At 73.0% G+C, this 12,956-nt stretch carries 10 protein-coding genes; 3 read left to right on the forward strand and 7 right to left on the reverse strand.

Annotated features, from left to right (window positions below):
* The first annotated feature begins 78 nt into the window (after positions 1-78).
* Positions 79-2,499: a hypothetical protein gene (locus B1H19_RS14755; protein ID WP_083105187.1), complete on the forward strand. Its 2,421-nt coding sequence runs from the start codon at positions 79-81 to the stop codon at positions 2,497-2,499.
* Between the two features lie 120 nt (positions 2,500-2,619).
* Here B1H19_RS14755 and B1H19_RS14760 read toward each other — a convergent pair whose 3' ends face one another.
* The 4 genes from B1H19_RS14760 to hrcA all read right to left on the reverse strand — a co-directional run bounded on the left by B1H19_RS14760 (position 2,620) and on the right by hrcA (position 6,843).
* Entirely contained in the window at positions 2,620-3,363 is a 744-nt protein-coding gene (locus B1H19_RS14760; RefSeq protein WP_083105188.1) for a 16S rRNA (uracil(1498)-N(3))-methyltransferase, read from the reverse strand.
* Positions 3,360-4,448 carry a nitronate monooxygenase gene (locus B1H19_RS14765; RefSeq protein ID WP_083105189.1) on the reverse strand — a complete coding sequence of 363 codons (1,089 nt, stop codon included), beginning with the start codon at positions 4,446-4,448 and terminating at the stop codon, positions 3,360-3,362. The genes B1H19_RS14760 and B1H19_RS14765 overlap by 4 nt, the downstream gene beginning before the upstream one ends.
* A 238-nt stretch (positions 4,449-4,686) precedes the next feature.
* On the reverse strand, positions 4,687-5,826 hold the full coding sequence (dnaJ, locus tag B1H19_RS14770) for a molecular chaperone DnaJ (RefSeq protein WP_083105190.1): 1,140 nt from the start codon (positions 5,824-5,826) through the stop codon (positions 4,687-4,689).
* On the reverse strand, positions 5,827-6,843 hold the full coding sequence (gene hrcA / locus B1H19_RS14775) for a heat-inducible transcriptional repressor HrcA (RefSeq protein ID WP_030068002.1): 1,017 nt from the start codon (positions 6,841-6,843) through the stop codon (positions 5,827-5,829). It lies immediately after the preceding gene.
* Positions 6,844-7,060: 217 nt separating this feature from the next.
* Between hrcA and B1H19_RS14780 the strand changes: the two genes are divergently transcribed.
* The gene (locus tag B1H19_RS14780; RefSeq protein ID WP_083105191.1) at positions 7,061-7,792 is read left to right on the forward strand and encodes an MBL fold metallo-hydrolase; all 732 of its coding nucleotides are present in this window, start codon (positions 7,061-7,063) and stop codon (positions 7,790-7,792) included.
* Between the two features lie 110 nt (positions 7,793-7,902).
* Entirely contained in the window at positions 7,903-8,736 is an 834-nt protein-coding gene (locus B1H19_RS14785) for a DUF3097 domain-containing protein (protein ID WP_083105192.1), read from the forward strand.
* On the opposite strand, the gene B1H19_RS14790 is transcribed toward B1H19_RS14785, so the two are convergent.
* From B1H19_RS14790 to B1H19_RS14800, 3 genes are all read right to left on the reverse strand, one after another.
* Positions 8,714-9,289, reverse strand: a complete 576-nt coding sequence (locus tag B1H19_RS14790; RefSeq protein ID WP_083109647.1) for a Uma2 family endonuclease — start codon at positions 9,287-9,289, stop codon at positions 8,714-8,716. The genes B1H19_RS14785 and B1H19_RS14790 overlap by 23 nt on opposite strands.
* 100 nt (positions 9,290-9,389) lie before the next feature.
* A complete protein-coding gene (hemW, locus tag B1H19_RS14795) occupies positions 9,390-10,622 on the reverse strand; it encodes a radical SAM family heme chaperone HemW (protein WP_083109648.1) in 1,233 nt (410 codons plus the stop codon).
* 68 nt (positions 10,623-10,690) lie between these two features.
* On the reverse strand, positions 10,691-12,733 hold the full coding sequence (locus B1H19_RS14800) for a SpoIIE family protein phosphatase (protein WP_083105193.1): 2,043 nt from the start codon (positions 12,731-12,733) through the stop codon (positions 10,691-10,693).
* Positions 12,734-12,956 lie beyond the last annotated feature (223 nt).

The raw sequence follows: 12,956 nt of genomic DNA on the forward strand, positions 1-12,956 counted from the left end.
TTGTCAGTGCCCCGTGTCACGATCGTTGATGTACCGGCCGGCCTCGGTTCCGGCCCCGCTGCATGAAGGGAACGTCAGGTGACCTCCAGCTCGTCCACCGCTCTCCGCCTCGCCCTGCAACTCGCCGGCCCGGCGGCGGGGGACGCGCTCGCCGAGCGGCTGCGGCCGCAGGTCGTGGCCGCGGTCGGCGAGCGGTTCCACCTTCCGGCGGAGGTGGTGGAGGCCCTGACGGCCCGGGGCGAGCACGGCCTGCGGCAGGCGATGACCGAAGACGTCGCGGAGTTCCTGGAGCGCGCTCTCGGGACGGGCGATCCGGAGATCGCCCATCTCCTCTACGTCCGGGAGAAGCGCCGCACGCCTGGCTTCCTGTCGGCGATCCTGGCCGCCGCCGATCCCGCGGACGGCCGCTGGTACGCGCCGGACGGGCTGGTCCCGACCGTGCTGGAGACGACCGCCGGCCTCGCGCTGGAACCGGCCCTGCGCGCCCCGTTTCCCGAACTGGTCGCCCACGCCGTCCTCCAGCTGGGCCGGGAGCTGCCGTCGGCCGTCGTGCTCGACGCCTGCCGTCGCCTCGCCGCGGCGGGCGGGCCCGCGGAGATCGAGAAACTCGCCAAGAGCATCGAGGAGACGCCGGACGAGCTCGCCCACAAGGGGCTGGCCGGGCTGCTGCGCATCGCAGCCGCGGCGCCGGACCCCGTGGCCGCCCTCCAGGACCGGCGGCCGTCCGCCGCATGGACGGACCCGGCGCACGCCCACGCCCTGCTCCAGGTACGTCTCGGGGAGCGCCATGTCTCCCAGCCCGCCGGGCTCGGCCCGGAGGCGATTCGCGAAGAGCACGAGCGGCGGCCCTTCGGCCCGACGCCGATGGACGACGGACGGTGGCAGCGCGACACCCGGGACTGCCTGGTCAGGTGGGAAAGCTGCCCGGACGACGTGATCGCGGAGTACCACCGCGTCGCTCCCTTCAGCGCCTGCAATATCGCCGCCCGGCTGCCCTTCGAGGTACTGATCGAACCCGGGGCCTCCACCGAACGGATCGCGGTCCCCGAGGTGATCGGGCGCGGGCTGCGGGCGGGCTGGTTCCCGGCCCACCGCGTGCTGCGGGAGGTGGGCCCCGCCCGCGAGACGCTGGCGGCGCTCCCCTACGACCATGAGCCGACGCGCCGGGCCGTCGCCGAACTGGTCGCCCCGCTGGGCACGGACCCGGTCAACTGGCTGACGTTCTACGCCCGTACGGGAACCGCCCGGGGCACCGCCGCCGAACTGGTCGCGGAGGCCGCCGCGCCCGACTCCCCCGCGAAGCGCACCACCACCTGGCCGCGCCCGTTGGCGGCGGTGTTCCCGGCCACCGCGCCCAGGGATGCCCGCAAGGTGTTCCTCCGTGTCCTGCGGTGCGCCCCGGAGGCGGTGCAGATCGCCGTCGTCCCGCATCTGGACGCCCGCGCCGTGCAGCACTTTCTGGTGTACGGCGATCCCGCACCGGCCGTCCGGGAGGCGGTCGTGGCCGCGCACGGCGTACCGGCCCTCGTCTCGTACGCCGCCCACCGCAATCTGCCCGCCGCCGCCCTGGAGTTCCTCCTCGACCTCGACGAACCGGCCGTCGACGCCCATCTGTTCGCCTACTGCCATATCGACCAGCGCGAGCGGGAGCGGATGCTCGCCGGGCGGCTGCGCGGCGGCGGCACCCGCGCCGCCGTGCCCGACGACCTGCTCGACGCGCTCGACGAGGTGAATCTCGCCCACTACCGCGCCTGGCTGATCGCGGGGCTGGAATCCGGCGACCTCGGGGTGGCCCGTAAGGTCGTCGGCCGGCTCAAGCTCCAGCTGCCCGCGGCGCGGCTGCGGCTGCTGATCGCCGTATGGGAGCGCGGCGGCCCCGACGCCGTACGGGACATCCTGGCCATGAACCGGCTCCCCGTCACCCTGCGCCGCCAGACCGAGAAGCTCCTGGACGCCCCGGACGGTCTGGCCCGGCTGCGCGACCGGCTCGCCGCGGAGGAGACTCCGGTCGAACTGGCCGCCCACCGCTCGGACCGGCTCGAAGCCGAAGGGATCCCCATTCCCTGGCCCGCGATGGCCGACGCGCTGCGGGCGGGCGCACTGCCCGAGGGCGCCGCGGCCCACCTGGCGCGGCATCCGGACTGCCCCCGCGACATCCAGCTGGAGGCTCTGCGCAGCACCAGGGCCCCGGCGTTCCGCAACGACAGCAACGGCGACGCCTGGGTCCGCAGGGGCCTGGCATCCGGCGCGCTCACCGTCGAGGACATCCTGGCCCACGCCGCCCCCGCCCGTGCGGCCCTGAACCACCTCCTCCTGGCCACGTCCTCCTCGTCGCCGGACGGGGACGGCCGGGCCGTGGGCGCGCTCATCACGGCGCTCACCGACGAGCACCTGGACGGCGACGTCGAAGCCTGGGCGGTCTGCCTCCAGCTGCTGCCGACCTTCGCGGGCACCCTCCCCGAGCTGATATCCACGGCCGGTGCGGTGGCCCGGGGGTAACGGGGCAGCCGGGCCGGGCACAGCGGGGCGCGGGGACGGGCGGTCCGGTCAGCTCCGGTGCCCGGTCCGGTCAGCTCCGGTGCCCGGTCCGGTCCGCTCCGGTCCTGCGCCCGGTCCCGGTCAGCTCCAGCGCCCGGTCCGGCCCAGCAGCAGGGCCGTGGCGGCCGTACCGGCGGTGGAGGTGCGCAGCACGGTCGAACCGAGGCGGTACGGCTGGGCCCCGGCCTCGGCGAACGCGGCAAGCTCCTCGGGCGACACCCCGCCCTCGGGGCCGACGACCAGCACGATCGAGCCCTCGGCGGGGAGTTCGGCGGTGGCCAGCGGTGTGCTGCCCTCCTCATGGAGGACGGCGGCGAAGTCGGCGTCGGCCAGCAGGGCGGCCACCTGCCGGGTCGTCAGCGGATCGGTCACCTCGGGGAAGCGGAGCCGGCGCGACTGCTTGCCCGCCTCGCGGGCCGTGGCGCGCCACTTGGCCAGCGATTTGGCGGCCCGCTCGCCCTTCCACTGGGTGACACAACGCGCCGCCGGCCAGGGGACGATGGCATCGACGCCGGTCTCGGTCATGGTCTCGACGGCCAGTTCGCCGCGATCGCCCTTGGGCAGCGCCTGGACGACGGTGAGGGTGGGCGCCGGCGGGTCCTCGGTGCGCAGCCCCTCGACGGCGACGGTCAGGCGGTCCTTGCCCTCGACGCCGGCGACCGTGCCGTGCACACCGGTCCCCTGACCATCCGTCAGCACGATCTCCTCGCCCACCCGCAGCCGCCGCACCGACACCGCGTGTCGGCCCTCCGGCCCGTCCAGGACCACGGTGCCGCCCGGGCGTACGTCCGCGAGCGACTCGGCGAGAAAAACGGGGGCGGTCATACGGCGCCACCCGCCGCGGGGAGACCCAACGCCGCCCGGGCCGCGTCCAGTTCGGCCACCAGCACCTCGACCAGACGCCCGGCGGGCATCTCCCGGGCCAGCCGGTGCCCCTGCCCGGCCCACAGGTTGAGGCCCTGCGCATCGCCCGCCTTGGCGGCGGCCTTGCGCACCGGGGAGGTGAGGTAGTGGATCGCGGGATAGGCGGCCGGGGCGTACGGGCCGTGCTCACGCAGGAAACGATTCACCAGCCCGCGGGCGGGCCGACCGGAGAACGCCCGGGTCAACTCCGTATGGGTGAAAAGGGGGTTGGTCAGCGCCTGCTTGTGGATCGGGTTGGCGCCCGACTCCGGAGTGGCGAGGAACGCGGTGCCCAGCTGCGCCATGCTCGCCCCGGCGGCCAGCACGGCGGCGATCTGCGCCCCGCGCATCAGCCCGCCCGCGGCGATCACCGGGATCTGTACGGCCTCGCGGACCTGGCCGAGCAGCGCCATCAGCCCCATCCCCGCACCGGTGCCGTCCAGGTACGGATCGTCCCGGTGGGTGGCCTGGTGGCCGCCGGCCTCCACGCCCTGCACACACACCGCATCGGCGCCCGACCACTGCGCGGCCTGCGCCTCGGTGGCCGTGGTGACGGTGACGACGGTGTACGTACCGACCTCGGCGAACGCGTCGAGGACGGCGCGCGAGGGACAGCCGAAGGTGAAGGACACCACCGGCACCGGGTCCTCCCGCAGTATCGCGAGCTTGGCCTCGTAGTTGTCGTCGCTGGGCCCGTCGGTGTCACCGAGCTCGGTCTCGTACCAGGCGGCCTCGCCGGCGAGCTGCTCGCGGTAGACCTCGACGGCGGCCGCGTCGGCCAGGGACGGCTGCGGCATGAAGAGATTGACGCCGAAGGGCCGGTCGGTCAGCGACCGCAGCTGTTTGATCTCCTGATACATACCATCGGCGGTTTTGTAGCCGGCGGCGAGGAAGCCGAGGCCCCCGGCGCCGCAGACGGCGGCGGCCAGCTCGGGACCCGAGCCACCCCCCGCCATCGGGGCCTGCACGATCGGGTAGCGGCAGAGATCGGTCGGTGCGGTGGGCATGAGCACATCGTGTCACGGGAAGCGCCGAGCCCCCGCATCAGGGGCTCGGCGCTGGTAAGGGCCTGGGTGGCGTTCCCCTAGGGGACGTTCGAACACTTCCCCTAGGGGACGCGAAGGCCCCCTGCGGGGCCACAACGTGGCGAGGGAGGGCGGTATTCCCGCGGTATTCCCGGAGGCGGGAATACCCATGGCCTACCGCCCGTTGAGCGGGCCGGGCGAAAGGCGCCCGGCCGACCGCCTACCGCCCGTTGAACGCATCCTTCAGCCGCGAGAACAGCCCCTGCTGGCCCGGCTGGAACTGGCCCGTCGGGCGTTCCTCGCCGCGCAGCTTGGACAGCCGTCGCAGCAGTTCCTCCTGCTCGGGGTCCAGCTTGGTCGGCGTCTGCACCTCGACATGGACGATCAGATCGCCGCGGCCGCCGCCGCGCAGATGGGTGACACCGCGCTGGTGCAGCGGAATCGACTGGCCGGACTGGGTGCCGGGCCGCACGTCGATATCCTCCACCCCGTCCAGCGTCTCCAGCGGGCATTTGGTGCCCAGCGCCGCCGCCGTCATCGGGATGGTGACCGTGCAGTGCAGATCGTCGCCGCGCCGCTGGAAGACCGGGTGCGGCAGCTCATGGATCTCGACGTAGAGATCACCGGCCGGACCGCCACCGGGGCCGACCTCGCCCTCGCCGGCGAGCTGGATCCGTGTGCCGTTGTCGACGCCGGCGGGGATCTTGACCGTCAGCGTGCGGCGGGAGCGGATCCGCCCGTCACCGGCGCACTCCGGGCACGGCGTCGGCACGACCGTACCGAAGCCCTGGCACTGCGGGCACGGCCGCGAGGTCATGACCTGGCCGAGGAAGGAGCGGGTGACCTGCGAGACCTCACCGCGGCCGCGGCACATGTCACAGGTCTGCGCGGACGTACCGGGCGCCGCGCCCTCGCCGCTGCACGTGGTGCAGACCACGGCGGTGTCGACCTGGATGTCCTTGGTCGTACCGAAGGCGGCCTCGTTCAGCTCGACGTCGAGGCGGATCATGGCGTCCTGGCCGCGGCGGGTGCGCGAGCGCGGGCCGCGCTGCGAGGCCGTGCCGAAGAACGCGTCCATGATGTCGGAGAAGTTGCCGAAGCCCGCCCCGAAGCCGCCCGCGCCGCCGCCGGCACCGCCGGACTGGGAGAGCGGGTCGCCGCCGAGGTCGTAGACCTGCTTCTTCTGCGGGTCGGAGAGGACCTCGTAAGCGGCGTTGATCTCCTTGAACCGCTCCTGGGTCTTGGGATCCGGGTTCACATCCGGGTGCAGCTCGCGCGCCAGCCGGCGGAAGGCCTTCTTGATCTGGTCCTGCGAGGCGTCCCGGCCGACGCCGAGGACCGAGTAGTAATCCGTGGCCACTTACGACTCCGCGAGGATTTGTCCGACGTAACGTGCCACTGCGCGTACCGCTCCCATCGTTCCGGGGTAGTCCATGCGGGTCGGTCCGACCACGCCGAGTTTGGCGACTGCCTCGTCGCCCGAACCGTAACCGACCGCGACGACCGATGTGGACGTCAGGCCTTCGTGGGCATTCTCATGCCCGATGCGTACGGTCATGCCCGAGTCCTTGGCCTCCCCGAGAAGCTTGAGCAGCACCACATGCTCCTCAAGGGCCTCCAGCACCGGGCGGATGGTCAGGGGAAAATCGTGCCCGAAGCGCGTGAGATTGGCGGTACCGCCGATCATCAGCCGCTCTTCGGTCTCTTCCACCAGAGTTTCCAGCAGGACGGACAGCACTGTCGAGACCGTGCCGCGGTCGTCCTGCTCGAAGGACTCCGGAAGATCCTGCACCAACTGGGGCACATCCGTGAAACGGCGGCCCACCACACGGCTGTTGAGCCGCGCCCGCAGATCCGCCAGAGACGTTTCGCCGAACGGCGACTGGCAGTCGATCAGCCGCTGTTCGACCCGCCCGGTGTCGGTGATCAGGACGAGCATCAGCCGGGCCGGGGCCAGCGCCAACAGCTCGACATGCCGCACCGTGGAACGGGTCAGCGACGGGTACTGCACGACCGCCACCTGGCGGGTCAGCTGCGCCAGCAGCCGGACCGTGCGGCCGACGACGTCGTCGAGGTCGACGGCGCCGTCGAGGAAGTTCTGAATGGCCCGCCGCTCCGGGAGGGACAGCGGTTTGACGCCCGCCAGCCGGTCGACGAAGAGGCGGTAGCCCTTGTCGGTGGGGATCCGCCCGGCGCTGGTGTGCGGCTGGGCGATGAATCCCTCGTCCTCCAGGGCCGCCATGTCGTTGCGGACCGTGGCCGGAGAGACGCCCAGCTGGTGCCGTTCGGTGAGCGCCTTGGAGCCGACCGGCTCCTCCGTTCCCACGTAGTCCTGGACGATGGCGCGCAGCACTTCGAGCCTGCGTTCACTGAGCACTACGCGCACCTCCAGTCCTGCCGTGTCGCCGTCCGGTCACTCCTGGCACTCACACGGGCCGAGTGCCAGACCCGGATGCCAGTGTACGGCCGGGTAGCGCGACTGCGGCAAGGGCAGCCGTCACGAACGGTCGCCGCTGCCGCGTCCGGTGACCGTGATCGGTCGTTCTTGCCCGGTCTGTCGGGCAACGCTATCGCGATGCAGTTAGCGTCTCGGTATGCGTAGTACTTGGGAAGAGGCCGGGTGGGAACGGCTTGGTGACGGTGTCGCCAGACGGCGGATGCCCGGCTGGGACGAGACCATCGGCGTGATCGTCGGGTCGGACCGCGTGATGATCGTCGACACCGGTGCGTCGATCCGCGACGGGGCCGATCTGCGCCGGGCGATCCGCGGGGTGGTGGGCCGGGGTGTGACCCATGTCGCGCTCACCCATCCGCATTTCGATCATGTCCTGGGCACGGCCGCGTTCGCCGGGGTCGAGGTCTTCGGCGCCGCCGGCCTGGCCGATCTGCTGCGGCGCGACCGGGAGGAGCTGCGGCGGGACGCGGTACGGCAGGGCGTCGCCCCGGACGCCGCCGCGGAGGCCGCCGATCTTCTCGTCCTGCCGCACCATCATGTCCACGGCGAGCTGACCGTCGACCTCGGCGACCGCCCGGTGCTGCTCGCCAATGTCGGCCCCGGCCACACGGCCCACGACCTGGCGGTTCTCGTCCCGGGCCGGGGCGGCTCCCCCGAGATCGTCTTCTGCGGCGACCTCGTCGAGGAGTCCGGCGAACCGAACGCCGGCCTGGACTCGCTCCCCCAGCAGTGGCCGGCCGCCCTGGACCGGCTGCTCGCCCTCGGCGGCGAGGACGCGCGGTACGTACCGGGACACGGGGCGGTCGTGGACGCGGCCTTCGTACGGGCGCAGCGGGATGCGCTGGCGGTGCGGTTCGGGGTGACCTCGTGACGCCGTGGCGTCGTTCACGCCGTGACGCCCTGACGCCGCCCTCCTGACCGCCGCGCCCGCTCCGTACCCGGAACCCCGCCCCTTCACGAGAACAGGACCGCCAGGCCCCCATGCGCAGCAAGCAGTACGGCCCCGACCTCACCCCTCCCTGGAAGAAGCAGCGCCCGGCCCCCGAGGTCCCGGCCGAGCCCGACCTCGTCGTCGAGGAGGTCACCACCGGGTTCTGCGGCGCGGTGATCCGCTGCGAGAAAACGGCCCAGGGGCCGACGGTCACGCTGGAGGACCGCTTCGGCAAGCACCGTGTCTTCCCGATGGCCCCGCGCGGCTTCCTCCTGGAGGGACGCGTCGTCACCCTCGTACGCCCCCAGGGGCGGCCGGTGCCGAGCGGTCCGGCGCGGACCGCATCGGGCTCACTCGCCGTCCCGGGCGCCCGCGCCCGCGTCGCCCGCGCCGGGCGCATCTATGTGGAGGGCCGGCACGACGCGGAACTGGTCGAGCGGGTGTGGGGCGACGATCTGCGGATCGAGGGCGTGGTCGTCGAGTATCTGGAGGGCATCGACGACCTTCCGGCGATCGTGCGGGGCTTCGCCCCGGGGCCGGATGCGCGGCTGGGGGTGCTGGTGGACCACCTGGTCCCGGGCTCGAAGGAGTCGCGGATCGCGGCCGAGGTCACCGGTGAGCATGCGCTGGTCGTCGGCCATCCGTACATCGATGTGTGGGAGGCCGTGAAGCCGGCGTCGGTGGGGATCGAGGCGTGGCCCGTCGTCCCGCGCGGCCAGGACTGGAAGACGGGGGTGTGCCGGGCGCTGGGGTGGCCTCAGAACACGGGGGCGGCGTGGCAGCGGATTCTGGGCTGCGTGCGGTCTTACCGGGACCTGGAGCCGACGTTGCTGGGGCGGGTGGAGGAGCTGATCGACTTCGTTACGGTCGGCGGTGCGGCCTGACGCCCTTGTACGTGCCGAATTCGCTGGTGTCCAGCTCGGCGTCGAGCATGGGCAGTGGAAGGGGCTCACCGAACTTCGTGATCTGCTGTGCCCGATAGTCCGCCTCGTCCCCGGCACCGACAGGCTGAGTGAGCAGAACACAATGGGCAACGATGGGGTCGATGATCAAGTACGCGGGCACCGCGCCCGCGGCGTAGATCGAACGCTTGATTCCGTAGTCATGGTCGACGCTGGTCTTGGAAACCACCTCGATGACCGTCGTGATCACCCCGCACGGGATCGGCCCCGACTCCGGACGAGCCTCGCGTGCCAGCACCACCAGGTCCGGGATGGGCTCACTCGCCTCGAACGGAAGCGTGATGTCCTGTGTCTGGAGCCGCATCCATGCGCGCCTGGGGATTTGGTCCTGGACCGACTCGACGATCTCGTTATGCACGAGGTCGGGCGTCGCCATCATCACGATGTTCCCCCTGAGCAGCTCAACCTTGACGCCCTCGGGAACCTCAAGGTTCTGGAAGAGCTCCGTCATCCGGCGTTCATCCACAGCGGTCATCTCCATGGCCTCCGTTTTCCCGTCGCCGTGTGTACGGCACAGGCTAAGAACAGCCTAGGCAGGGCCGCAGGCCGATCACATCGGTTCACTCGTTCGAGTATCAGTCCACCAAATCCCTGACCACCGCGTCAGCCAACAACCGCCCCCGCAGCGTCAAAACCGCCCTTCCCTCCCGGTACGGCCCCGCCTCCAGCAGCCCGTCGGCCAGCGCCCGCTCGGCCGCCCGTGCCCCCGCGGGGGCGAGGATGTCCAGGGGGCAGCCGTCGACCAGCCGCAGTTCGAGCAGGATGCGCTCCACCCGGCGGTCCTCCTCCGGCAGGATCTCGCGGCCCGCGCCCGGGGAGCGGCCCTCGGCGAGGGCCTGGGCGTAGGCGCCGGGGTGCTTGACGTTCCACCAGCGGACGCCGCCGACGTGGCTGTGGGCGCCGGGGCCCGCGCCCCACCAGTCGGCGCCGGTCCAGTACAGCTCGTTGTGGCGGCAGCGGGCGGCCTCGGTGGTGGCCCAGTTGGAGACCTCGTACCAGGAGAAGCCCGCGGCCGACAGCCGCTCCTCGGCGATCAGATAGCGGTCGGCGTGGACGTCGTCGTCGGTCATCGGGACCTCGCCGCGGCGGATCCGGCGGGCGAGCTGGGTGCCCTCCTCGACGATCAGGGCGTACGCGGAGATGTGGTCGGGGCCGGCGCCGAGGGCGGCGTCGAGGGAGGCGCGCCAGTCGTCGTCGGTCTCGCCGGGGGTGCCGTAGATCAGGTCGAGGTTGACGTGGTCGAAACCGGCGGCGCGGGCCTCGGCGACGCACGCCTCGGGGCGGCCGGGGGTATGCGTACGGTCGAGGATCTTCAGGACGTGCTGCCGGGCGCTCTGCATGCCGAAGGAGACGCGGTTGAAGCCGCCGGAGCGGAGTTCCTCCAGGTAGCGCGGGTCGACGGACTCGGGGTTGGCCTCTGTCGTGATCTCGGCGCCCGGGGCGAGGCCGAATTCGTCGCGGATGGCCGCCAGCATGCGGCCGAGGTCGGCGGCGGGCAGCAGGGTCGGGGTGCCGCCGCCGACGAAGACCGTCTCCACCGGGCGGGGGTCGTCGCCCAGCACCTTGCGGGCCAGCCGGATCTCCTCGACGACGGTGTCGGCGTAGTTGTCGCGGGAGGCCAGGGCGCCGCCGGAACCGCGCAGCTCACTGGCGGTGTAGGTGTTGAAATCGCAGTAGCCGCAGCGGGTGGCGCAGTAGGGCACGTGCAGATAGAAGCCGAGGGGCCGCGCGGCCGCCCCCGTCAGCGCATGACGGGGCAGCGCCCCGTCCTCGGGCATCGGCTCACCATCAGGCAGTGCGGAAGGCATGGGGTCCATTGTCCGTCATCCGGGAGGCGGGGCGCCCCCGGCGGACGGCGGCCCCTCGGGCGCCCCCGTTACGTCTCCCCCGCCGCCTGGAGCACCAGCAGCGCCAGGTCGTCGTCGGGCGGTGTCGGGGCGAAGGCGTGGACCGCGCCGCGGATGTGTTCGGCGACGGCGGTGGCGTCCAGGCCGGTGCAGGCGGCGAGGGCGGTGGCCAGGCCGTCCTCGTCGTCGAAGAGGCGGCCTTCCGCGCGGCGCTCGGTGACGCCGTCGGTGACGCACAGCAGCGTCTCCCCGGGGCAGAGGTCGAAGGATTCGCTGACGTACGTCGCCTCGCCGACCACGCCGAGCAGCATCTGGGGCGCCGCCACGACCCGGACCGTGCCGTCGGCGCCCAGCACCAGCGGGAGCGGATGGCCGGCGCTGGCGAGGGTGCAGCGGGCGCCGCCGAAGCCGCCGTGGTACGGCACGATCTCGCCGTAGAGGAGCGACAGGAAGCGGGCCTGTTCGCCTTCGTCGCGGATCTCGACGGGGGCCTCGGCGCCCGCGCCCGCCGCCGCCACGGCCGCCGCGACCGCCGCGACCGAATCGGCGGCCTCGCGGGCCATGGTCTTGTTGAGGCGGTCGAGGACCTCGGCGACGCCGAAGCCGTCGCGGGCCAGCAGCCGCAGCACCGGGCGGGCCAGGCCGGTCACCGCGGCCGCCTCGGGGCCGCTGCCGCACACATCGCCGAGGGCGAAGCACCAGCGGCCGTCACCGGCGTCGAACAGATCCCAGAAGTCGCCGCCCGCCCAGGCGCCCTCGCGGGGCTCGTAGACCACCGCCGACTCCACTCCGGGCACCTCGGCGCGTCCCCGGGGCAGCAGCCGGCGCTGGAGGACCTGGCTGATGCGCTCCTGGCGGCTGTAGGCGCGGGCGGTGGCCACCGCGCGGGCGACCCGGCGGCACAGGTCCTCCACCAGGCCGACCACCTCGTCGGGGAAGCGCAGCAGACCGGCCCGGCCGAGCAGCAGTGTGCCCAGCCGGCGGCCGCCCGCCACCAGGGGGCAGGCCAGCGCCGCGCCCCCGGGGCCGTAGCCGCCCGGTTCCTGCGGCCAGGGCCAGGGGACCGCGGTGGGGGTGCTGCTCAGGCCGGTGAGGCCGCCGGCCATCGGGGGCGGGTCCTTCTCCAGGGCGGCGCGCAGCGGATCGACCAGGGTCTCGTTGGAGTGCCAGACGCGGGCGAGCCGCTGCGCCTCACCGTCGCCCTCGATGCCGCGGCCGGGTGCGCCGCCGTCGCCGTCGTAGAGCCACACCGCGCACCAGTCGGCGAGCCGCGGCACGGTCAGCTGGGCGGCGAGCGAGGCGACCTGGTCGGCGTCGAGCTGGCCGGAGAGCAGATCGGAGGCTTCGGCGAGGAAGGAGAGGGCGCCGCGGTGGACCCAGTCGCCGTCGGCGGGGTTGCGTACGGCGCGGCGCGGGGTGGGCGCGAGGAGTTCGGCGGCGCGCAGTCCCCGTTGGAGCAGCTGGTTGTCGAAGACGCCCTCGGGGTCCGGGCGGGCGGCGCCCTCCGCCCCGGCGGGCAGCCGGAACCATACGGTCTTGCGGGCGCGGCGGTAGGTGATGCCCCAGGACTCGGCGACCGCGCTGAGCAACTGGAGCCCGTGGCCGCCGCCTTCGGACACCGGGGACGCGGCGGACTCCTCGCGGGCGCGGACCGGGCGGGCCGGGTGGTGGTCGGAGACCTCGATGACGATGCCGGTGCGGGAGGTGTCATCGCAGGCGTCGGGGTCGCCGGGATCGGGATCCGGGATGCCGTACGGTTCGAGCCTCTCGCCCGGCTCCAGGCGGCAGCGCAGTTCGACGGCGGTGCCCGCGTGCACCACCGCATTGGTGACCAACTCGCTGACCAGCAGCACCGCTTCGTCGGCCACCCGGTCGGTGAGTTCCGCCGAGCCGGGCAGCCCCTGGGCGCTCCAGTCGGCGAACACGGTGCGGACGAACTGCCGGGCGGCGGCCGCGGCCCGGGGGTCGCCCGGCAGGGAGGCGGCGCGGGAGAGCCCGCCACGGGTGGGGCGCTGTGCCGTCGTCCACGCCCTGGCGACGTCGTCCGGTGGTGATGAAGTTGTCGTCCTCATTGACCAACTCCCGAGCAGCTCCGCGTCAGCGCCGGGTGCGCCACCGACAGAGTGACAGACCGAGCGCGGCCATAAGCACGGAGTCACCGAAGTTGGTGCTCAAGGGGGGTGATTCGGCTGACACGCCAAGGGAGTTGGCCGACATGTACCAGATGTCCGGGGGTGAACCCGGAGGGACGGCGGGTGCCGGGGTGGTACGGGAGGGCCTGCGCGCCACCCCGGA

The organism is Streptomyces gilvosporeus, assembly GCF_002082195.1.
Lineage (GTDB): Bacteria > Actinomycetota > Actinomycetes > Streptomycetales > Streptomycetaceae > Streptomyces > Streptomyces gilvosporeus.